The organism is Streptomyces sp. NPDC043853, assembly GCF_056436025.1.
The window spans coordinates 502,782-523,959 of the sequence record NZ_JBWKDJ010000003.1; the positions used below are offsets into that span (position 1 = coordinate 502,782).

General features: G+C 71.8%; 20 protein-coding genes. 9 read left to right on the forward strand and 11 right to left on the reverse strand.

Going from position 1 to position 21,178, the window contains the following annotated elements; all coding sequences use genetic code 11:
• Positions 1 to 29: 29 nt before the first annotated feature.
• On the reverse strand, positions 30 to 827 hold the full coding sequence (locus tag AC067U_RS11135; protein ID WP_478829356.1) for a hypothetical protein: 798 nt from the start codon (positions 825 to 827) through the stop codon (positions 30 to 32).
• 323 nt (positions 828 to 1,150) lie between these two features.
• Between AC067U_RS11135 and AC067U_RS11140 the strand changes: the two genes are divergently transcribed.
• Entirely contained in the window at positions 1,151 to 1,501 is a 351-nt protein-coding gene (locus AC067U_RS11140; RefSeq protein ID WP_478829357.1) for a response regulator transcription factor, read from the forward strand.
• Positions 1,502 to 1,527: 26 nt separating this feature from the next.
• Here the strand turns inward: AC067U_RS11140 and AC067U_RS11145 are convergent, their stop codons facing one another.
• The 3 genes from AC067U_RS11145 to AC067U_RS11155 form a co-directional block, all read right to left on the reverse strand.
• Positions 1,528 to 2,253: a DUF3152 domain-containing protein gene (locus tag AC067U_RS11145; RefSeq protein ID WP_478829585.1), complete on the reverse strand. Its 726-nt coding sequence runs from the start codon at positions 2,251 to 2,253 to the stop codon at positions 1,528 to 1,530.
• Positions 2,254 to 2,376: 123 nt separating this feature from the next.
• Positions 2,377 to 3,327 (reverse strand): hypothetical protein, encoded by a 951-nt coding sequence (locus AC067U_RS11150; protein WP_478829358.1) that lies wholly within the window; start codon positions 3,325 to 3,327, stop codon positions 2,377 to 2,379.
• A gap of 104 nt (positions 3,328 to 3,431) precedes the next feature.
• Positions 3,432 to 3,827: a hypothetical protein gene (locus AC067U_RS11155; RefSeq protein ID WP_478829359.1), complete on the reverse strand. Its 396-nt coding sequence runs from the start codon at positions 3,825 to 3,827 to the stop codon at positions 3,432 to 3,434.
• A 190-nt stretch (positions 3,828 to 4,017) separates the two neighbouring features.
• Between AC067U_RS11155 and AC067U_RS11160 the strand changes: the two genes are divergently transcribed.
• The 4 genes from AC067U_RS11160 (at position 4,018) to AC067U_RS11175 (ending at position 8,244) form a co-directional block, all read left to right on the forward strand.
• Positions 4,018 to 4,539 carry a hypothetical protein gene (locus AC067U_RS11160; RefSeq protein WP_478829360.1) on the forward strand — a complete coding sequence of 174 codons (522 nt, stop codon included), beginning with the start codon at positions 4,018 to 4,020 and terminating at the stop codon, positions 4,537 to 4,539.
• 188 nt (positions 4,540 to 4,727) lie between these two features.
• Positions 4,728 to 6,287 (forward strand): peptidoglycan-binding domain-containing protein, encoded by a 1,560-nt coding sequence (locus AC067U_RS11165; RefSeq protein ID WP_478829361.1) that lies wholly within the window; start codon positions 4,728 to 4,730, stop codon positions 6,285 to 6,287.
• Positions 6,284 to 6,976 (forward strand): ABC transporter ATP-binding protein, encoded by a 693-nt coding sequence (locus AC067U_RS11170; RefSeq protein WP_478829362.1) that lies wholly within the window; start codon positions 6,284 to 6,286, stop codon positions 6,974 to 6,976. Before AC067U_RS11165 ends, AC067U_RS11170 begins: the two co-directional genes overlap by 4 nt.
• Complete coding sequence (locus tag AC067U_RS11175; protein WP_478829363.1) at positions 6,973 to 8,244, forward strand: ABC transporter permease; 1,272 nt, start codon at positions 6,973 to 6,975, stop codon at positions 8,242 to 8,244. Before AC067U_RS11170 ends, AC067U_RS11175 begins: the two co-directional genes overlap by 4 nt.
• Before the next feature lie 67 nt (positions 8,245 to 8,311).
• Here AC067U_RS11175 and AC067U_RS11180 read toward each other — a convergent pair whose 3' ends face one another.
• Positions 8,312 to 9,595, reverse strand: coding sequence for an adenylosuccinate synthase (locus AC067U_RS11180; protein WP_478829364.1), 1,284 nt, complete (start codon positions 9,593 to 9,595; stop codon positions 8,312 to 8,314).
• A gap of 185 nt (positions 9,596 to 9,780) precedes the next feature.
• Here AC067U_RS11180 and AC067U_RS11185 point away from each other — a divergent pair, with 185 nt between their 5' ends.
• Positions 9,781 to 10,710, forward strand: a complete 930-nt coding sequence (locus AC067U_RS11185; protein ID WP_478829586.1) for a diacylglycerol kinase — start codon at positions 9,781 to 9,783, stop codon at positions 10,708 to 10,710.
• An 88-nt stretch (positions 10,711 to 10,798) separates the two neighbouring features.
• On the opposite strand, the gene AC067U_RS11190 is transcribed toward AC067U_RS11185, so the two are convergent.
• Positions 10,799 to 11,368: a GbsR/MarR family transcriptional regulator gene (locus tag AC067U_RS11190; RefSeq protein ID WP_478829587.1), complete on the reverse strand. Its 570-nt coding sequence runs from the start codon at positions 11,366 to 11,368 to the stop codon at positions 10,799 to 10,801.
• 72 nt (positions 11,369 to 11,440) lie between these two features.
• Here AC067U_RS11190 and AC067U_RS11195 point away from each other — a divergent pair, with 72 nt between their 5' ends.
• Positions 11,441 to 12,358 carry an ABC transporter ATP-binding protein gene (locus AC067U_RS11195; RefSeq protein ID WP_478829365.1) on the forward strand — a complete coding sequence of 306 codons (918 nt, stop codon included), beginning with the start codon at positions 11,441 to 11,443 and terminating at the stop codon, positions 12,356 to 12,358.
• A complete protein-coding gene (locus tag AC067U_RS11200) occupies positions 12,355 to 13,929 on the forward strand; it encodes an ABC transporter permease (RefSeq protein WP_478829366.1) in 1,575 nt (524 codons plus the stop codon). The genes AC067U_RS11195 and AC067U_RS11200 overlap by 4 nt, the downstream gene beginning before the upstream one ends.
• Positions 13,930 to 14,013: 84 nt before the next feature.
• Here the strand turns inward: AC067U_RS11200 and AC067U_RS11205 are convergent, their stop codons facing one another.
• Positions 14,014 to 15,219, reverse strand: a complete 1,206-nt coding sequence (locus AC067U_RS11205) for a cytochrome P450 (RefSeq protein ID WP_478829367.1) — start codon at positions 15,217 to 15,219, stop codon at positions 14,014 to 14,016.
• Positions 15,220 to 15,295: 76 nt separating this feature from the next.
• Between AC067U_RS11205 and polX the strand changes: the two genes are divergently transcribed.
• Positions 15,296 to 17,044 (forward strand): DNA polymerase/3'-5' exonuclease PolX, encoded by a 1,749-nt coding sequence (gene polX / locus AC067U_RS11210; protein ID WP_478829368.1) that lies wholly within the window; start codon positions 15,296 to 15,298, stop codon positions 17,042 to 17,044.
• On the opposite strand, the gene AC067U_RS11215 is transcribed toward polX, so the two are convergent.
• The 4 genes from AC067U_RS11215 to AC067U_RS11230 all read right to left on the reverse strand — a co-directional run bounded on the left by AC067U_RS11215 (position 17,031) and on the right by AC067U_RS11230 (position 21,178).
• Entirely contained in the window at positions 17,031 to 17,720 is a 690-nt protein-coding gene (locus AC067U_RS11215) for a response regulator (protein WP_478829369.1), read from the reverse strand. The genes polX and AC067U_RS11215 overlap by 14 nt on opposite strands.
• Complete coding sequence (locus tag AC067U_RS11220; RefSeq protein ID WP_478829370.1) at positions 17,717 to 19,039, reverse strand: sensor histidine kinase; 1,323 nt, start codon at positions 19,037 to 19,039, stop codon at positions 17,717 to 17,719. The genes AC067U_RS11215 and AC067U_RS11220 overlap by 4 nt, the downstream gene beginning before the upstream one ends.
• 88 nt (positions 19,040 to 19,127) lie before the next feature.
• Entirely contained in the window at positions 19,128 to 19,799 is a 672-nt protein-coding gene (locus tag AC067U_RS11225; protein ID WP_478829371.1) for a response regulator, read from the reverse strand.
• Positions 19,800 to 19,885: 86 nt separating this feature from the next.
• Entirely contained in the window at positions 19,886 to 21,178 is a 1,293-nt protein-coding gene (locus AC067U_RS11230; protein WP_478829372.1) for a sensor histidine kinase, read from the reverse strand.

Here is a 21,178-nt window from a genome sequence, read left to right on the forward strand (position 1 = left end):
GCCCCCGAGGCCGGCCCGGCGTCCGCGGGTCACGAAGCCGGGCCGCCCGTGTCCGCGCCGGTCAGGGCCTTGGTCAGGAGGGCGCCGGCCACGATCAGGGCGACGCCCAGCCACCACAAACCACCGTCGAAGATCAGCACCGCGATGCCGATGGGGACCAGGAGCCCGGCCAGGGGGAGCAGGAACCCGGCCGGGTGCGGCGGCCGCTCCCCGCGGGCGCGGGCGCGGGCGACATCGGGGTACCAGACCGTGAACTTCACGGCCGCGACGATCGCCAGGATCTGGATGATCCACCCGGTCCAGATGTTGTCCGGGTTGTGCAGCACCAGGTCGCCGTAGGCGCCCGCGAGCGCCGCGACGAGGAAGGCCAGGCCCCAGACGGCCGTGATGATCCGGTTGGTGCGGAGGAACGCCGGCGTGTTCCAGTACGCCGGGTCCACCTGTTCCTTCGCGTACTGGAGGGTGAAGGGCACCCCGACCGCGATCGAGCCGAAGGCGATCACGGTGAGCGCGATGTTGGAGACCTCTCCGGCGTACGTCTCCAGCCAGCGCAGTGTGCCGTCGCTCGCCAAGGCCCCGATGACGGCCATGGCCGCGAAGAAGACGACGTCCGCGACCTCCAGGATCTTCCAGGAGCTGCCCCGGTTGACCATACGGCCGGCCACGACCAGGACGACCGCCGTCACCAGGGCGATGCTCACCGCGATCTCGAACCGGCCGGGGCCGACGAGCAGCGAGAAGACGATCCATGGCGCCATGCCGACGACGGGGTTCTGCAGGAATCCGGCCACGCCGCCCTCGGCGGTGCCGTGCGCCTCGGTCCTCATCCTCCCAGCCTGCCTGCAGCCGTCCGGCCGAGCCATTCGGGGCGGACGGTGCGGGTCCGTGGCCGTAAGGCCCGCTGATGGAGGCGATGGCGTTCGATATCCGGATCTCTTTTCGCTCTGACCGTTCCCATCCGTTCCCATCCGTTCCCACCCGATCCCGTCCTTTCCCATCCGCTCCCGTCCGTTCCTCGGAGGAAAGGATGGGAAATGGTCGCCGGGAATGTCTGTTCCGACCAGCGCCCGAGCTGCTGCGCGTGGTTATGATCGAAATGGATGCCTTGCGGCATCGGGCATCCTTGGGTGAACACGGGCGACGGGGGGTCGTGAGTGTGGAAGAGGTTTCCGGCACCAAGGGCGAAAAGGGCGGGAAGCCCGGTGACTTATGCATCCACTGCAGAGTGGCCGACCCGGCGCTGGGGGACGGGGAGACCGAATGGATCCGGCAGGGAATTCTTCACCTGCCGGATCTGACCGAACGAGAGTTCCAGGTCTTCGAACAAATGGCGTATGGTCCCTCGAATGAGGAACTCGCCGAACGTCTTCGGATGACCGTGCGCACGGTGAAGTTCCACCTGGAGAACATTCGTGCCAAATTGGGTGGCGTCTCCCGGTTCCAGACGTCTGTGCTCGCAGTGCACCACCGGATCGCGAACTGCCCCGCCGGGCACGTCTGAGGTCCGCGCCGCACGACGCGGCTTCGCTAGGGCTCGGGCGGTCCCTGGACGTACCGCCCCGCCCTGTCGTAGGGCCAGGCATTGGGCACGCAGCCGTTCAGTCCCTTGATCTGTTGCATCATCGCCGGCGCGAGCGCGCCGGGCCCGGCACAGCCCTCGTGCCCGCGGCCCATCTCATGTCCCACCTCGTGGTTGATGATGAGGGCCCGGTACTCCGTGATCGGCCCGTCGAACCGGGGGGATCCCTGAAGCCAGCGCTTCAGGTTGACCACGACCGAGTGGCCGGTACGGCAATTGACGTTGCCGCGGCTCGCGGGAGTGGTCACGTCGCAGAGGCGGTCGGTCGTCGCGGGCGTGGCCACCTTGACCGTGAAGTCCACGGGCCCGGAGGAAACGAGCCTGAATCCGTACGCCGCGTCGTTCGTCCAGCCGCGTGGATGTCCGAGGATGTCGGAGATCTCCCGCGCGGTCTGTGGCCCGGGTAACCGGATCCCGTCCTCGATCTCCACGCGGTAGCGCCGGATTCGCCCTTTCCCGTACGCCGTGCCTTTGGCCGGCACGACCTTGAACGTGCCCGGCCCGGTCTCCGGTATGTCCGTGGGGAGTGCTGCGGAGGCCGACGGTGACGGCGAGGGGGAGGCGCTCGGGGTGGGGGCCGGCGACGGTGGTGGTGCGGTCGTGGGGCTCTTCGCCCGGCTCGGTACGGGCTCCACCAGCACCGAGCGCGCGTGCTGTCCGGGCGCGGACGGCATCAGCACGACGGCGATCCCCGCCCCGGCCCCGGCGCAGGCGACGGCCGCCGCGGCGGCGATCGTGTTCCGCCTCGTCCTGCGGCGTCGTTCCGCGGTCCGTGGGGCCGCTCGCCTGCCCACGGATCAGGAGCCGGAGATCAGCGAGGAGGCGAGCTTCATGCGGGCGTCGAGCTGCTTCCTCGCCAGGTCCAGGGTCTCGGCGTTCTGGTCGATCACGCGCTTCTGGTAGGCGAGTTCCACGGTGTACCAGACGCCAACCAGGTTGGTCTCCTTCTTGCACTCGATGTCCTGCTTGGCCAGCGCGATCGCCTGCGGGCTGCTGATGTTGGAGTCGTTGATGCCGGGCGGCTGGTCCATCGGGTTGTCGATCGTGTGTCCGTGCTTCGCCATGCACGCGCTCCACGCCTTGATGGCCTTGACGACCCGGCTGTCCTTGCGGGACCGGGCGTAGCTGTCCATCTCGAAGCCCTGGACGACCATCGGGGCCACCGAGCCCTTGGCGGGCGTGAACAGCTTCAGGGCGCTCTCGCGCTTGCAGCCGCCCGCCGGCACCTTCTGCCCACCGACGACCGTGGTCCCCACGTCGGACTTCTCCGCCTCTTCCTGGGTCTTGGGGACCGCCAGGGAGGGGTCCACGTCCAGCCCGTCCAGGACGAGCAGCTCGTTGGGGCCCAGCGGCTGCTGCGGAGGCTTCTCGCCGCGGGAGGCCTGGGGGTTCTCGTAGCCGAGCCGGGCCGCCTCGGCCGGGTCGGAGAGTCCGTACCGCCGGTTGAAGTCGTGCTTGGCCGCCGAGTCGGCCTTGCGCCGGAACTGGTAACGGAAGCCGTAGCGGCGCATGCACTGGTCGATGAGGACGTCCTGCGCCTCGCTCAGCAGGGCGAGTTGGCGGTCGTCCGGCATGTACGGGGAGAGCGGGAAGGTGAGTTTGCGGCTCTCCAGGAGCGTGGGCACGTCGCCGATCGCGGGCTCCTTGTCGGAGCGGCCGTCGCCCGACTCCGAGCACCCGGTCAGCAGGAGTGCCACGACGGCCACGGAGGCCGTCAGGACGGGGCGGGCAGAACGCGGCGAGAACATGGTGGCTCCGATGAGGGGGCGGCTAGGATGCGGGAAGCGGCAGCTCCGCCCGGCGCTTACGGGCGGAGCTGCCGTTTTCTCGTACGACGTACGGGGGGTGAGGCCTAGCGCGGGTAGGCCGAGGAGACCTTGTTGAAGAACGTCGAGTTGAAGTTGTCCCGCTCGCCGACGGTGATGAACCCGCGGCTGCCCTGGCCCTTCCAGTCGGTGTAGACGTCCCAGACGTAGCTGTCCCGGTTGAGGAACGACTCCGTGTAGTCGTTCGTGGTGTGGCCGGCGCAGCTCTGCGAACCCTTGAAGTAGTCGTCCGCGAAGTTGATGTCGTAGTCGTACAGGTCGAAGACCGAGTTGTTCTGGCCCGTGTAGCAGAAGAGGCCCAGCTCCCCGGAGGTCAGCCAGCCGTCCTTGGCGGCGGCCGAGGCCGAACCCATGCCGACGCCGAGGGCGCCGACGACCAGGCCCGCGGCCGCGACGGCGCGGAGCGAATTACGCAGCTTCATGTGCCATGCCTTTCAGTCCAACGGTGTGGGATTTCCGGTGGTCGTATTCGAGCCGTTGCGAGGCCCGTGGCGACCGTCACGGAGTGGATCACGTCACGGCTGGCTCTCACAACTGTCCCTGAGTACAGGTATGCGATCTTGTTTTTGACTCTAGGGTGGCGGTGAAACAAGGCGCCTTAGGAGTTCTGCTGTGTCATTTCGACCGGGCCGTTTCGTGGCCACTTCAGCTTTGATTTCCGGCCTGTTCCTGCTGGTCGGCTGTTCGGGGGAAGATTCCGCTTCATCTTTGCCCTCGCCTTCCGCTTCGTCTTCCGCTCCGTCATCGGGCGGCTCCAAGGGGGCCGTCGATCCCAAGCAGGCCGACTTTTTTCGGTGCCTGAAGGAAAGGGGTCTGCCGATGAAGGAAACGGATTCCGGAATTCCGGTAGTGGATTCGAGCAAGGCTGATCCGGCCAAGGTCAAGGAGGCCGAAGCCGCCTGCGAGAGCCGCCGCCACGTCCCCCCGGCGACGGAGGCGCAGCTCGCCGAGGCGAAGGAACTCACCGCCTGCATGCGGGCGAACGGCATCACGAACTTCCCCGACCCGGATCCGCGGACTGCGCAGCACGACACGGAGAAGCTGCGCCTGAAGGAGTCCCCTGAGGGCATGCGGGCGATGAAGAAGTGCGGCGGTGCGCCCATCTCGCTGACCGGCGGACAGGGCGCGGGATGACGAGGGACACAGCAGATACACCCGACATGCCGGACGCGGTGGACGCGCCGGACGCGCCGGACGCGCCGGATACCCCGGATACCCCGGATGCGCCGGACGCGTCGGATGCACCGGGCGCAGTGGATACGCCGGCCGGGGGCGCGGCGGCCGCGGGTGGCCTGTCCCGGCGCCGCCGATGGGTAGTGGCCGTGGCGGTCGGCGCAGTGCTGCTTTCCGGCGCCGGTGTGGCCGCCTCGCTGGTGATCAAGTCGCCGGCGCAGACCGCGGCGGAGGCGGGCCCGCCGCCCATGGACGTCCTCATCGCACGCGTCGAGAAGCGCGTCCTGCGGGACACCGTCATCGTGCGCGGCACGGTCACCTCGAGCCAGTCCATCCAGGTCACCCCGTCGGTCACCGGTGGAGAAGGGGCGGCCGCCCCCGTCGTCACCAAGGTCGCCGTCCGCCAGGGGGACAAGGTGGAGGCGGGCAAGGTGCTCATGGAGGTGTCCGGCCGGCCCGTCTTCGCGTTCCCCGGCGCGCTGCCCGTGTACCGGGACCTGAAGCCGGGCGCCACCGGCGACGACGTGAAGCAGCTTCAGAAGGCGCTGGCCGGGCTCGGTCACCGTACGGGCTCCGACAAGGCGGGCACCTTCGGCGCCGGGACGAAGGCGGCGCTCAACTCCTTCTACCACTCCATCGGTTACGACCCGCTGCCTGCGGTGGCCGATCGCGGCGAGGCGGTGAAGTCGGCCGAGGACGCGGTCACCTCCGCGGAGCGCTCCCTGGAGGACGCCCGGGCCGCGGCCAGGAACAACGGGTCCGGCTCCACGGGCGGTACTTCGGGCGGTACTTCGGCCACGGGCGCCACGGGAGGCAACGGTGCCGAAGGTTCCGGAGGGTCCAATGGCTCCGGGGACGGCGCCAAAGGGTCCGGTCCGGACGCGGCCCGGTCGGTGAGCCGGGCCAAGGAGGACCTGGCCAAGGCCCGCGAGCGCCTGGCCGAGGCCCGCGCGGCAGCCGGTCCCATGCTCCCGGCGGGCGAGGTCGTCTTCCTGGAGTCCTTCCCCGCCCGTGCCGACTCCGTCAGCGTCCGCCCCGGCTCCCCGGTCAACGGTGCCGCGCTGTCCCTGTCCTCGGGCGCGCTCGTCGTACGGGGGCAGCTCCAGGAACACCAGAAGGGCCTGGTCCGGGTCGGCCAGAAGGTCGAGATCCTCTCCGAGGTCAACGGGATCACGGCACCCGCTCAGGTGCAGTCGGTCGCGGACAGCCGGTCCGCGCCCCCCGCGCCGAACGGCGGGTCCACCGACGGTCAGAGCCAAGGGCAGGGCCAGGGCCAGGGCCAGGGCCAGGGGGCTCCTGCTCCCGGCGGGCCGACCGGGTACGAGATGTTCGTACGCCCCCTCGCTGCGCTGGACACCAAACTCGTAGGCCAGGACGTGCGCCTGACCGTGGAGGCCGCCGCAACCGACGGCAACGCGCTCGTCGTCCCGCTCTCCGCCGTCTCCGCCGGCGCCGACGGCCGCACCATCGTCACCGTGGTGGACGGCGCCGGGGCCCGACGGCGGGTCGAGGTCCGGCCCGGTACCACCGGCGACGGATACGTGGAGGTCCGGCCCACCGGGGACGGCACCCTCGCGGAGGGCGACTCGGTGGTCATCGGCGTCAACCCGGGCGTCGTGGGCAAACAGAAGGACGGCAAGAACAGCGGTGACGGTGAGGGTGCCGCGGATGGCGGCGCGAGCGGCGGAGGGAAGAGCGACGGCTCATGACCCCGACCGCATCTCCTGTCATCGAATTCCGGCAGGTGGGCCTGACCTACCCGGGCCCCCCTCCGGTGGCCGCGTTCAAGCCGTGTGACCTCACCATCCGGCGCGGCGAGTTCGTCACTGTCGTCGGTCCCTCCGGATCCGGCAAGTCGACCTTCCTCAACATCGCCGGGCTGCTCGACGCGCCCACGGAGGGGCATTACCTCCTGGACGGCATCGACACCGGCGCCCTCGGGGACAGCGACCGGACCGCCCTGCGCGGCCGCCGCATCGGGTTCGTCTTCCAGTCCTTCCACCTGCTGCCCCACCGGTCGGCCCTGGAGAACGTGGCGCTCGCCATGTACTACAACGGCGTGCCCCGCCGGGAACGCCCCGACCGCGCCCGAGAGGCCCTCAGCCGGGTCGGGCTCGGCCACCGCCTCGCCGCGGTCCCCTCCCGGCTGTCCGGCGGGGAACGGCAGCGGGTGGCCATCGCCCGTGCCCTGGTCGCCCGGCCGTCCCTGCTGCTGTGCGACGAACCGACCGGAAACCTCGACTCCACCAACGCCGACACCGTGCTCGCCCTCCTGGACGAACTCCACGCCGACGGGATGACCGTGCTCGTCATCACCCACGACCAGGAGGTCGCCGCGCACGGCGGCCGCACCGTCGCGATCCGCGACGGCATACTGCGCGAACAGGCACCCGCATGAAACTGCCCCGACCCCGTCGTTTTTCCTGGCGCCGGTCCCACACCCCGGCCGTCCGCATCGAGCCCTCCCGCCTCACCCTCCGCGACACCCTCGGCGAGGCGGTCGCGGGGGTGCTCCAGCGCCCGGCCCGCTCGGCGCTGACCGCGCTCGGGACGGTGCTCGGCGTCGGCACCTTCGTCGCGGTCCTCGGACTGACCGCCACCACCTCCTCGCAGATCGACAGCCGCTTCAACCTGCTCAGCGCGACCGAGGTGACCGTCGAGGACGTCGCCCGGCAGCAGAACACCTTCGCCGGGCCGGGCTTTCCGGCGGACGCCGACGCCCGCGTCGAGCGTCTCAACGGGGTCCGGCACGCGGGCGTCTACTACACGGTCCGGCTCGACGCAGCGGCCGGCGGAGTGCGCGCCGCACCCGTCGGCGAGGGCGGGGGAGAAGCCATTGACGTGGTCGCGGCTTCCCCCGGCGCGCTGCGGGCCGCCGTTCCCCAGCTGGCCCAGGGCCGGCTCTACGACGAGTTCCACTCCGGCAGCAGGCAACGCGTGGCCGTCCTCGGCGCGAGCACCGCGGCCCGCCTGGGCGTCACCACCCTGGACACGCGTCCGGCCGTCTTCATCGGCGGCGAGCCGTTCACCGTCGTCGGGATCATCGAGGACGTGGAGCGCAAGGCCGACCTGCTGCTCTCGGTCGCGGTCCCGCGCACCACCGCCGAGGAGGTCTGGGGTCCGCCCGAGGGCACCGGAACCACCATGCTCATCGCGACGGAGGTCGGCGCGGCCGAGCAGGTTGCCCGGCTCGCCCCCACCGCGTTGCGTCCCGACCACCCTGAGTACCTCAAGGCGGTACCGCCGCCCGACCCGCGCACCCTGCGCAGCGGCGTCACCTCCGACCTCGAACAGCTCTTCCTGGTCCTGGCCGGGATCTGCCTGGTCATCGGCGCCGTCGGCATCGCCAACACCACCCTGGTCGCGGTCCTGGAGCGCACCGGCGAGATCGGCCTGCGCCGGGCCCTGGGCGCGCGCGGGCGCCACATCACCAGCCAGTTCCTCGCCGAATCGGGCGCCCTGGGCGCCCTGGGCGGGCTCGTGGGCACCTCGATGGGCACCCTCACCGTGGTGTGCGTCGCAGTGATCCGTGACTGGACCCCGGTGGTCCATCCGGCGACCGTCGCGACCGCGCCGCTGCTCGGCCTGGTCACCGGCGTCCTGGCAGGCCTCTACCCCGCCTCGCGGGCCGCCCGCATCCAACCGGCCGAGGCCCTCCGGCGCTGAGCCCGGCCGGGAGTACGGCGACGGGGCCCGTCGCGCGTCTGCGCGCGACGGGCCCCGTCCGTTGTGCCTAGAGGAACGAGTTGATCTCGATCGTCTCGGTACGGCCCGGGCCGACGCCGATCGCGGAGATCGGGGCGCCGGACATCTCCTCGAGGGCCTTCACGTACGCCTGCGCGTTCTTCGGCAGGTCGGCGAAGGTCTTCGCCTTGGTGATGTCCTCGGACCAGCCGGGCAGCATCTCGTAGATCGGCTTCGCGTGGTGGAAGTCCGACTGCGAGTACGGCAGCTCCTCGACGCGCTTGCCGTCGATCTCGTACGCCACGCAGACCGGGATCTGCTCCCAGCCGGTGAGGACGTCGAGCTTGGTGAGGAAGAAGTCGGTCAGGCCGTTCACGCGGGTGGCGTAGCGGGCGATGACCGCGTCGAACCAGCCGCAGCGCCGGTCACGGCCGGTGGTCACACCGCGCTCGCCGCCGATGCGCCGCAGGTCCTCGCCGTCCTGGTCGAACAGCTCGGTCGGGAACGGACCGGCACCGACACGGGTGGTGTAGGCCTTGAGGATGCCGATGACCCGGGAGATCTTCGTCGGGCCCACGCCGGTGCCGGTGCAGGCGCCGCCCGCGGTCGGGTTCGAGGAGGTGACGAAGGGGTACGTGCCGTGGTCGACGTCGAGCAGGGTGCCCTGGCCGCCCTCGAACAGCACGACCTTGTTCTCGTCGAGCGCGTTGTTGAGGATCAGCGTGGTGTCGGCGACGTACGGCTTGATCTGCTCCGCGTACTGGAGCATCTCCTCGACGATCTGCGCCGGCTCGATCGCGCGGCGGTTGTACAGCTTGGCGAGCAGCTGGTTCTTGCCCTCCAGCGCCGCCTCGACCTTCTGGGTGAGGATCGACTCGTCGTACAGGTCCTGGACCCGGATGCCCACGCGGTTGATCTTGTCGGCGTAGGTCGGGCCGATGCCGCGGCCGGTCGTACCGATCTTGCGCTTGCCGAGGAAGCGCTCGCCCACCTTGTCGAGGGTGACGTTGTAGGGCGTGATCAGGTGCGCGTTACCGCTGATCAGGAGCTTGGAGGTGTCGATGCCGCGCTCGTTCAGACCGCGGAGCTCGGACAGCAGCACGGACGGGTCGACAACGACGCCGTTGCCGATCACCGGGGTGCAGCCGGGGGAGAGGATGCCGGACGGGAGCAGGTGAAGGGCGTACTTCTGGTCGCCTACGACGACTGTGTGGCCGGCGTTGTTGCCGCCCTGGTAACGGACGACGTAGTCGACGGAGCCACCGAGGAGGTCGGTGGCCTTCCCCTTGCCCTCGTCACCCCACTGGGCTCCGAGCAGCACAAGAGCGGGCACAGGCGTACACCTCTTCCGGATGGGGCATGTCCAAGGTCAGGGGGCGTACGACGATGTACACCGCAGGCTGAGCCGTCGGACCGGTTGCCCCGGAATAGACGAAGCCCCTGGCGCAATAGCGCAAGGGGCTCTTGCACAAAGATGCTACCCGAGGAAGGACCGAGGTGTCGGCTCCAGAGCCCACCATGAGCGAGGCGGGGGTGCCGGCGGGCGACCTGCTGGTGCTCGTCGACCCGGTCGCGCGCCGTCTCGACGGCGAATCCGTGCGGATCGCGAAGGACGTGCTGAGTGCGGGGGCGGCGGCGAAGATCTGCCTCCCCGAGAGCCCCGAGGAGTTCGCGCGGGCGCTCGCCCGCAGGGGTCATCGGCGCCCGGTGATCGTGGGTGACGACCGGGCGCTCGTCCGGGCCGTGGGCCTGCTGCACAGGGAACGGGCGCTCGCCGCGGCCGGGGCGCTGTCCCTGGTGCCGGTGGGTCCGGCACCCGCCCTGGCGCTGGCGCATTCGCTGGGGGTGCCGGTGGGTGCGGTGGCGGCGGCGCGGGCCGTGCTGGACGGCGCGGTGCGGACGTACGACCTGCTGGTGGACGACAGCGACGGGGTGGTGCTGGGTTCGCTGCGGATCCCGCCGGTGCTGCCGGGACCGGCCGGCCCTGCGGGGCCTGCGGGTGCCGTGGGATCGGCCGCGGCGGCGCGCTGGGCCGACGGGGTCGCGGGGTCGCGGGGGCCGGGTGTGGCCCCGCGGGGAGCCGAGCGGTCGGTGTGGAGTGCCTGCCGGTCGCTGGTGCGGACCCTGGTGCGCCCGCCGGTGGGCGGGGCGGCGGTGCCGGCGGCCGGGCTCGCGCACCGGCTCCGGGTGGAGGCCGACGGGGTGCTGCTGGCGGACGTGGACCGGCCGGTGGCCGACGTGTCGGTGGCCCGGCGGGAAGGACTGGCCGAGGTGGTCATCCGTACGGGTGATTCCGACCGGCCGGTGACGGCGCTGGCGCGCTCGGTGACGGTCTCGGGGGCGGACTTCCGGTACCGCGCCGACCACGCGGTGGCGGGCCCGGTCCGGCGCCGCACGTGGACGTTGCGGCCGGGCGCGTGGGGGCTGACGGTGCCGCGGGCGGACTGATCCCGCAGGGTTCGGCCGGTCCGCCGGGTCCCCCTGGGGCCGGGCTCGGTCAGGCCCGATCGAGCCCGACCGCGCCGCGGCGCGTGGGTCAGCGGGCGTCCGGTGCCGGTGCCGGTGCCGGTGCCGGTGCCGGTGCGGGTGCGGGTGCCGGTGCGGCCGGTGGCAGGTCCAGGGTGGCCCGGTACGCGCGCCAGCGGTCCAGCATGGAGTGCATCTCGCGCTGGAGGAACTCGAAGAACGCCGCCGTCTCGGCCAGCCGTGTGCCCGCCGCCGTGCCCTGCCCGAGGCCTGCCGCCCCCTCGCGGAGGGTCTTCTCGAACATGCCCAGCACCTGGTCGCGGCGGGTGAAGGTCTCGTACCAGAGCTCGTTGTGCAGGACGTACCGGTCCCGCCGTGAACCCGGTTCGCGCTCCCGGCTGACCATGCTGACCTGGGACAGGTAGGAGATCGCGCCGGACACGGCCGCCGGGCTGATCCGCAGCGCCTCGCTCAGCTCCGCCGAGGTCATGCTCGCCCGGTCGCTGGAGAGCAGGGCGGCGAAGACCCGTGCCGCCATCCGCTGCATGCCGGCGTCGGTCAGCTGTCCGGCGAAGCGCTCCACGAAGCGTGAGACCGCCTCGGTGTCGCGGTCCCCGGTGTTCCCGGCCGTTTCATCCATCTCTGTCACGCCCCTGACTTTACGCGATTCCAGACCTTCACAAGTTTGTGAAAGTAGCGTACGTTCAGAAACATGACGAAGGCAATTCGCGTGGCCGGACTCCACAAGGCGTTCGGCCGCACCCGCGCACTGGACGGCCTCGACCTGTCGGTCGCCACCGGCGAGGTCCACGGCTTCCTCGGCCCCAACGGCGCCGGCAAGTCCACCACCATCCGGGTCCTCCTGGGCCTGCTGCGCGCCGACTCCGGCACCGCCGAACTCCTCGGCGGCGACCCCTGGGCCGACGCCGTCGAACTGCACCGGCGCATCGCCTACGTCCCCGGTGACGTCACCCTCTGGCGCAACCTCTCCGGCGGGGAGGTCATCGACCTCTACGGCCGGCTGCGCGGCGGCCTCGACCGGGCCCGGCGGGCCGCGCTCGTCGAGCGCTTCGAGCTCGACCCGACGAAGAAGGGCCGCACCTACTCCAAGGGCAACCGGCAGAAGGTCGCACTGGTCGCCGCCTTCGCCTCCGATGCCGAACTGCTCGTACTGGACGAGCCGACCTCCGGCCTCGACCCGCTCATGGAGGAGGTCTTCCAGGGCTGTGTCGCCGAGGCGCGCGACGCCGGCCGGACCGTCCTGCTCAGCTCGCACCTGCTGCGCGAGGTCGAGACCCTCTGCGACCGGGTCAGCATCATCCGCAACGGGCGGACCGTGGAGACCGGCTCCCTCGCCGACCTGCGCCACCTGACCCGCACCTCGGTCACCGCGGAGCTCGCCGGACTGCCCGACGGGCTGGCCCACCTGCCCGGCGTGCACGACGTGGACGTCCGGGCCGCGCACGGCGGACCGGGTGCCCGCGTCCGCCTCCAGGTCGACACCGACCGGCTGGACGCCGTCCTGCGCTCGCTGGCCGCCTCGGGCGTGCGGTCGCTCATCTCGACCCCGCCCACCCTCGAAGAGCTCTTCCTGCGGCACTACACCGCCGACCGGGTGGACGAGCGATGAAACAGCCCTTCGCCGGCACCGGCACCCTGCTGCGCCTGGCCCTGCGCCGCGACCGGATCATGATGCCGGTCTGGATCCTGCTGACCGGGCTGACCGTGGTCAGCATGCCGGGATCACTCGGGAGCATCTACCGGACCGCCGCCGAGCGCGCCGGGATCGCCGCCTCGATGAACGCCAACAGCTCGATGCGGGCCCTGTACGGGCCGGTGTTCGCCGACTCCCTCGGCGGCCTGACGGCCTGGCGCATGGGCGTCTACGGCGGGGTGCTCGCCGCGGTGATGAGCCTGGTCGTCGTGGTCCGGCACACCCGCGAGGAAGAGGAGACGGGCCGCCAGGAGATGCTGTCCGCCGCCATGGTGGGTCGGCGGGCCCCGCTCACCGCGGCCCTGCTCGCCGCCCTCACCGCCAACGGCCTGCTCGGGCTGCTGATCGCGGGCGGCCTCGCGGGGCAGGGTGCGGACGGTGCGCTCGCCCTCGGCCTCGGGATCGCCGGCACCGGCATGCTGTTCGCGACGACGGCCGCCCTCGCCGCACAGCTCACCGAGAGCGCGCGGGCCGCCAAGGGCATCACGGCCGCCGTCCTGGGCGCGGCCTTCGTGCTGAGGGCGGCCGGCGACGCCGGCCGGGCAGGCGGCACTTCCGCGCTGACCTGGGCCTCGCCGCTCGGCTGGCTGGAGAACGTACGGGCCTTCGCCGGTGAGCGCTGGTGGGTGCTCGGCCTGCTCGCGGCGGCCGTGGCGGTGCAGTGCCTCCTCGGTTACGCCCTGGCCGGACGCCGGGACGTGGGCATGAGCTTCTTCCCGGGCCGGGCCGGACCGGCCGAGGGCCGGCTCGGCTCGGCTGGCGGGCTGGCCTGGCGGCTGCAGCGCGGCAGTGCGGCGGGCTGGGGGGCTGGATTCCTGCTCGCCGGGCTCGTGTTCGGCGGGATGGCCGACGGCGCCGCCGACCTGGTCGGCGGGAACGAGCGGACCCGCGAGATCTTCGAGCGGATGGGCGGGCAGAGCGACCTGACCGAGGCCTTCCTCGCGTCCGTCACCGGGCTGCTGGGCCTGGTCGCCGCGCTCTACGTCACCGCCTCGGTGCTCCGCCTGCACGCGGAAGAGAGCGGGCAGCGCGCCGAATGGCTGCTGGCCGCCCCGGTGAGCCGACAGGCCTGGGCCGGGGGCCACCTCGCCGTCGCCTTCGGCGGCGCCGCCGGGATCCTCGCCCTGGGCGGGCTCGGGATCGGCCTGGGCCACGGCACGGACGTGGCGGCGGCGGTGGGGGCCGCGCTGGCCCAGCTGCCCGCGGTGTGGTTGATCGGCTCCCTGGCGGTACTGCTGCTCGGCGTGCGGCCGGCTTACGCTCCGGCCGCCTGGGCGGTGGCCGGGATCGTGCTGGCCCTCGGCTGGATCGGCCCGGCGCTGAACCTCCCGCAGGCCGTCCTGAACCTCTCGCCCTTCGCCCACCTACCCCGGCTCCCGGGCGCGGCGGATCCGTCCTGGAGCCCGCTGCTCCTGCTGACCGCCCTCGCGGCTGCCCTGACCGCGGCCGGACTGGCGGCCCTGCGCCGCCGGGACATCAGCGGCTGAGGGGCTGGGGACCGAGGGGCTGCGCGGCTGCGCGGCTGCTCGGCTGAGCGGCCGAGCGGGGGCGCAGGCCGGCTCGTGTCGCGGTCAGCAGGTGACGAGCAGCTCCCGCAGCCCGCGGATCACGAAGCCGTCCTGCCACCGCGGCTCCCGTACGAGGCGCAGGGGCGGCACCCCGGCGTCGAGGAAGGCCCCGAAGGAGGCGGCGAGCTCCAGCCTGGCCAGTGGGGCCCCGAGGCAGTAGTGGATGCCCGCACCGAAGCTGAGGTGCGGGTTGTCCTGCCGCGTCAGGTCCAGCGCGTCGGGGTTCACGAACCGGGCCGGGTCCCGGTTCGCCGCTCCGAACAACAGGGCGACCTCGGCGCCGCGCGGTACGACGGTGCCGCCGATCTCCACCTCGTCCAGCACCCACCGCTCGAACATCTGCAGTGGGGTGTCGTAGCGCATCAGCTCGTCCACAGCTGTGGACAACATTTCGGCCGGCCGCTCGCGGAGCTCCGTGAGCTGCTCCGGGTTGCGGAACAGTGCCCACCAACCGTTCGCCGTGGTGTTGACGGTGGCCTCGTGCCCGGCGTTCAGCAGCAGCACACAGGTGGAGATCATCTCCTGCTCGCTGAGCCGTCCCCCCTCGTCGTGTGCCGCGATCAGCGCGGAGATCAGGTCCTCGCCGGGGTCCTTGCGCCGCTCCTCGATCAGGCCGCGCAGATAGGCACTGAACTCCACCGACGCGTCCACCGCCCGGCGGGCCGTCTCCTCGTCCGGCCGGAGTTCGAACATCCCGCAGATGTCCGACGACCAGGGCCGCAGCAGCCCCCGGTCCGCCTCGGGCACGCCGAGCAGCTCGGCGATCACCGCGACCGGCAGCGGTTCGGCGACGGCGGACAGCAGGTCCCCGCCGCCCTCCGCGACGAACCCCGCCACCAGCTCCCGGGCCATCCGGTGCACGGTCGGCGCCAGCCGCTCCACGGTCCGCGGGGTGAACGCCCGGGACACCAGCCGCCGCACCCGGGCGTGTGCCGGATCCTCCAGGTCCAGCAGCCCGTTGCCGTTCAGGACGTGGAACGGCTCGTGCCCGGGCGGCGGCGGGGTCCGCCCGAACTCCTCGTGGGAGAAGCGGTGCAGGTAGGTCCGCCCCAGCCGTCGGTCCCGCAGCAGCGCGCCGACGTCCTCGTGGTGCGGCACCAGCCACTGACCGGTGGCCTCGCACCACAGCACCCGCCCCCGGGCGCGCAACTCCGCATAGGCGGGGTACGGATCGGCCACGAACGCGGGGTCCCACGGATCGAAGTCCATTCCGGCAGCCTATGACCGGCCCGGCGGATCTTCCCGGGAAACGGGCACGCCACGGGAACCGGCGCACCATGGAGGTATGCCCCGAGCCAACGACGAGGTGCAGGCGATGCTCCAGGAGTACGCCGACCTCATCGCCATCCGCGGCGGCGAGGCCTTCAAGGCGCGCGCCTACGAGAAGGCCGCCCGGGCCGTGGGCGGCCATCCGGCCGACATCACCGGGCTCGACGTGAAGGGCCTCAAGGAGATCCCGAACGTCGGCGCCTCCGTCGCCCAGAAGATCGTCGAATACCTGCGCACCGGGCACATGACCGTCGTGGACGAGGCCCGGGACTCGGTCCCGGCCGGCGTACGGGAGCTCATCGGCATCCCCGGCCTCGGCCCCCGCAAGGCCATGCTGCTCCACCGGGAGCTCGGCATCTCCTCCGTGGACCAGCTGCTCGAAGCCATCCACCGGGAGCGGCTGCGCGATCTGAAGGGCTTCGGCGAGCGCACCGAGGAGAACATCCTGCACGGCATCGCCCTGCTCCGTCAGCCCGGCGCGGACCGCATCCTGATCAGCCGGGCCATGGACGTCGCCGAGCAGATCGTGGCCGAGCTCTCCGCCCTCCCCGGCCGGGCCCGCTGCACGTACGCGGGGTCGCTCCGCCGCATGCGCGAGACCATCGGGGACATCGACGTCCTGGTCGCGTCCCGGAAGCCCGAGCCCTACATGGAGGCCCTGACCTCCCTGCCCGCGACCGCCGAGGTCATCGCGGCCGGCCGGAAGAAGACCTCCGTCCGTACCGCCGACGGCCTCCAGGTCGACCTGCGCGTGCTGCCCCCGGAGTCCTGGGGCGCGGGCCTGCAGTACTTCACCGGCTCCAAGGCCCACAACATCCGCACCCGCGAGCTCGCGGTCCGCCAGGGACTGAAGCTCTCCGAGTACGGGCTGTTCGACGCGGAGACCGGGGAGCGGCTCGCCTCGGAGACCGAAGAGGAGGTCTACGCCCGCCTCGGCCTGCCCTGGATCCCCCCGGCGCTGCGGGAGGACCGGGGCGAGATCGCGGCGGCCCGGCGCGGGGAACTCCCCGAGCTGGTCACCGAGCGCGACATCCGCGGTGACCTGCACACCCACACCGACCTCACCGACGGCCTGGCCTCCCTGGAGGACATGGTGGCCGCCGCGGCCGCCCGCGGATACGCGTATTTCGCGGTGACGGACCACGCCCCCGACCTGGCCATGCAGCGGATGACGGCCGAGAAGATCCTCGCCCAGCGCGAGCAGGCCCGAGCACTTGACCGCGCCCATCACGGGATGCGGCTGCTGCACGGCACGGAGCTCAACATCGGCCCCGACGGCGGCCTCGACTGGCCCGACGAGTTCCTGGCCGGCTTCGACCTGTGCGTGGCCTCGGTCCACTCCCACTTCAACCAGAGCCGCCAGGACCTCACCCGCCGCCTGGTCCGCGCCTGCGAGAACCCCTACGTCTCGGTCATCGGCCACCCCACCACCCGTCGGATCGGCAAACGCCCGCCCATCGACGCCGACTTCGACGAGGTCTTCGCCGCCTGCGCGCGCACCGGCACCGCCCTGGAGATCAACGCCCATCCGGAACGGCTCGACCTGTGCGACGAGGACATCCTGCGCGCCAAGCGGTACGGCGTGAAGTTCGCGGTCGACTCCGACGCCCACTCCACCACCCACCTGCCGTACCTGCGCTACGGGATCGGCACGGCCCAGCGCGGCTGGCTGACCAAGGAGGACGTGATCAACACCTGGCCGCTGACCCGGCTCCGCCGCTTCCTGCGCAAGCCGGGCCGACGGGACGGCATCAGGAAGGCGTGACCAGCCGCGTCTCATAGGCGAAGACCGCCGCCTGCGTGCGGTCCCGAAGCCCCAGCTTCACCAGGATCCGGCTCACATGGGTCTTGATCGTGGACTCGGCGATGACCAGGCGGTCGGCTATCTCCGCGTTGGACAGGCCGTGCGCGATCAGCACCAGCACCTCCGTCTCCCGTTCCGTCAGATCGCCGACCACCGCCCGGTCGGCCGGCCGGGCGGCCTCCGAACGCTCCGACAGCTTCGAGAACTCGGAGAGCAGCCGCCGGGTCACCGACGGGGCCAGCAGTGCCTCCCCGGCCGCCACCACCCGCACCCCGTCCGCCAGCTGCCGGGCCGAGGCGTCCTTCAGCAGGAACCCGGACGCCCCCGCCCGCAGCGCCTGGTACACGTACTCGTCGAGGTCGAAGGTCGTCAGGACCAGCACCTTCGCGTCCGCGTCCGCCGCCACGATCTCCCGGGTCGCCTCCAGCCCGTTCAGCACCGGCATCCGGATGTCCATCAGGACCACGTCCGGCCGCAGCGCCGCCACCTGCTCGACGGCCTCCCGGCCGTCCACCGCCTCGCCCACCACCTCGATACCGGGCATCGCGTTCAGCAGGACCGAGAAGCCCTCCCGGACCATCATCTGGTCGTCCACGATCAGCACCCTGATCGTCCCGGCGGTCGTTCCGTCCGTCATGCGGCGCCCTCGGCCGACGCGTTCCGCACGGGTATGAACACCGTCACCTCGTACCCCCCTTCAGCCGTCTTCCCGGCCGTGATCTCGCCCTCCAGCATCGCCACCCGCTCCCGCATCCCGGTGATCCCGTGCCCGGCGCCCGGCGAGGGCCGCACGTCCCCGGTCGGCGGATCGTTGACCACCCGGACCCCGAGCCCGCCCAGCACGTACGCCACCTCGACGCCGGCCCGGGCGCCCGGCGCGTGCCGCAGCGTGTTGCTCAGTGCCTCCTGGATGATCCGGTACGCCGACAGCTCCACCCCCTGGGGCAGCTCCAGGGCCGCCCCGGTGACGGTCTTCTCCACCTGGAGCCCCGCCTCCCGGACATTGGCCAGCAGCCCGTCCAGCGAGGCCAGCGTCGGCTGCGGGGCCTCCGGCGCCTCGTAGTCAGCGGACCGCACCACCCCGAGCACCCGCCGCAGCTCGGTGAGCGCCGCCACCGCGTTCTCCCGGATGGTGGCGAAGGCCGCCTCCAGCTCCGGCGGCGGGTTCTCCACCCGGTAGGGCGCCGCCTCGGCCTGGATCGCCACCACCGACATGTGATGGGCGACCACGTCGTGCAACTCCCGCGCGATGGTGGTCCGCTCCTCCAGCAGCGTCCGCCGGCCCCGCTCCACGGCAGTGACCTCCTGCTGGGCGCTGACCTGTTCGGCCGCCTCCAGCCGGATCTGCCGCACCGAGACGACCATCAGAGCCCCCGCCGAGACCACGGCCATCGGCATGATCCCGTCCAGCTGCCCCCGGCCGAGCATGACGATCGCGAACAGGCCGAACCCCATGGTGATCAGCCACATCCAGGCGGCCACCCTGGGCCGGGTCCGGGCCGCCACCACGACCATCACGCACAGCTGGGCGAGCAGGGAACTGGGCGACCACGGCCAGGTGTAGCCACCCGGGGCGAAGGCCGACAACAGGACCGTGGCGGCGAGGCTGCACCAGAAGGCGCCGACCGGCCGCACCAGCGCCATCAGCACCGGGGCGGCGGCGATCATCCCGTACAGCCCCGCCTTGGCCGACCCCAGGTAACCGCCGTCGAGGGCGACCGAGTTCAGCACGACGAACAGCGCGGCCAACGCGACCAGCACATGCGGTGCGTAACCCATTTCCGCGCGTATCCGCTCGGGAAGGCGGCGCGTCAGCGGCCCGTCCGTCCGCATCGGCGGCAGCGGGCGGTACGCGAACACATCGGTGAGGAGGTCCCGGCGCAGGTTCCGGGACAGGCCGCTGGCCAGCTGCAACTCCGGTGACCGGGGGGTCCCCCCGGCAGTCGTCTCGGTCATGTCCAGAACGGTAGGCCCCGCCCCGGCTCGTCCGCGTCGCCGAGGATGGGGATCTCTCCGGCTCCCCCTCAAGTACTACACGAGCCCCTCAGTAGCCCGCCGGACGGACCAGACCCGTCTCGTACGCGTACACCGCCGCCTGCGTGCGGTCCCGCAGGCCCAGCTTCACCAGGATGCGGCTGACGTGGGTCTTCACAGTCTGCTCGGCCACCACCAGGTGCGTGGCGATCTCCGCGTTCGACAGGCCCTGGGCGATCAGCGCCAGCACCTCCGTCTCCCGCTCGGTCAGCTCCCCGATCCGCTCCTTCGAGGGTGCGCGCGGCGCCCCCAGCCGGGAGAACTCCGTGATCAGACGCTTGGTGATGTTCGGGGAGAGCAGCGCCTCGCCCGCCGCGACCACACGCACCGCCTCGGCGAGCTGATCGGCGGAGGCGTCCTTGAGCAGGAACCCCGAAGCGCCGGCCCGCAACGCCTCGTACACGTACTCGTCGAGGTCGAAGGTGGTCAGCACCAGCACCTTCACCGAGGCGTCCGGAACGCCCGTGATCGTCGCGGTGGCCTCGATGCCGCCGACACCCGGCATCCGGATGTCCATCAGGACCACGTCCGGAGAGAGTTCGGCGACCTTCGCGACGGCATCGGCGCCGTCCACCGCCTGACCGACCACCTCGATGTCGGGCTCGGCGTTCAGCAGCACGGTGAAGCCCTGCCGGACCATCATCTGGTCGTCGGCGATCATCACCCGGATCGGCGTGCTCATGCGCAGGTCAGTCCTTCTTCGTCGAGGCGGCCTTCGTCGAGACGGCCGAGGTGGTCGAGGGGGGGGGCAGGACCGGCCGTGCCGGCCTAACCCACCGGAGGGTCCAGCGGGAGCACCGCCGTGACCTCGTACCCGCCGCTCGGGCGGGGCCCGGCGACCAGTTCGCCACCCAGCATGCCCGCCCGCTCCCGCATTCCCAGCAGCCCGTGCCCGGCCCCGGGGGAAGGCGGGGCGGCCCGGGTCGGAGCCGAGTTGGCCACGCACAGGTGCAGCTCGCGCGGTCCGTACGCGACCCCCACCTCCACCCGCGAACCCGGGGCGTGGCGCAGGCAGTTGCTCAGGGCCTCCTGGACGATCCGGTACGCGGTCAGCTCGACGCCCGGGGTGAGCGGCCGCCGGATGCCGGCCACTTCGGTGGTCACCTTCAGGCCGGCCCCGCGCACGTTCTCCACGAGACCGTCGAGATCGGCGAGGGTGGGCTGCGGATGGTGTGGGTTCGCCTCGTCCCCGGGGTGTTCGGAACGCAGCACGCCCAGCACCCGACGGAGTTCGGTGAGTGCCTCCACGGCGTTCTGCCGGACGCCCGCCAGGTTCTCCTTCAACTCCTCCGACGGGTTCTCCACCAGGTGCGGGGCCACCTGGGCCTGGATGGAGATAACCGACATGTGGTGCGCGACCACGTCGTGCAGCTCGCGGGCGATCCGGCTGCGCTCCTCCAGCAGGGCCCGCTGGGCGCGCTCCGCCTCGGTGAGCGTCTCCTGCTCCTCCAGCTTCCCCCGGGCGAGCCGGACCGCCCGCAGGGCGTAGCCCAGCACACCGGTGAAGGCGAACAGCACCGTTGCGCCGGCCACCGACGAACCACTGAGCTCGGGGCTCCACAGGATTTCGCCGACCAGTGCGAGCCCGAGCGCCGTGGACACCACGGCAGTCGTCACCCCGGCCGGAACCCGCAGCGCCACCAGCAGGATCACGACCGCGTAGCCGAACATCGCGCCCGGCATCCACGGCCAGAGCTGGCCGTGGCCGACCGTGTCGTGGATCTCGACGGCGAGTGCCGTGGCCGCGGCCGTCGCCAGCCACCAGCCGGCCATGGGACGGAACATGGCGAGCACGATGGCCAACCCCATCAGCACCGCGAGCAAAGGCGCGAAGTCGTTGGTCACGTGATAATTGCGGCTCAACTGGTTGTTGGCGATCGCGGTGAACGAGACCGCCGCCAACAAGGTCAGCCCCTGCGGCAGAAACGTCAGCCACTTGGGCCGGGACATTCTGGGCAACGGGTCCCGCCGCAGGGTGAACACCTGGCGGGTCGTGCTCCGGGGTTTCCCGGCGTCCCCGCCCGTTCCGTCCGTCCGCGCCGCCGCGCTCTGCTCGTTCAC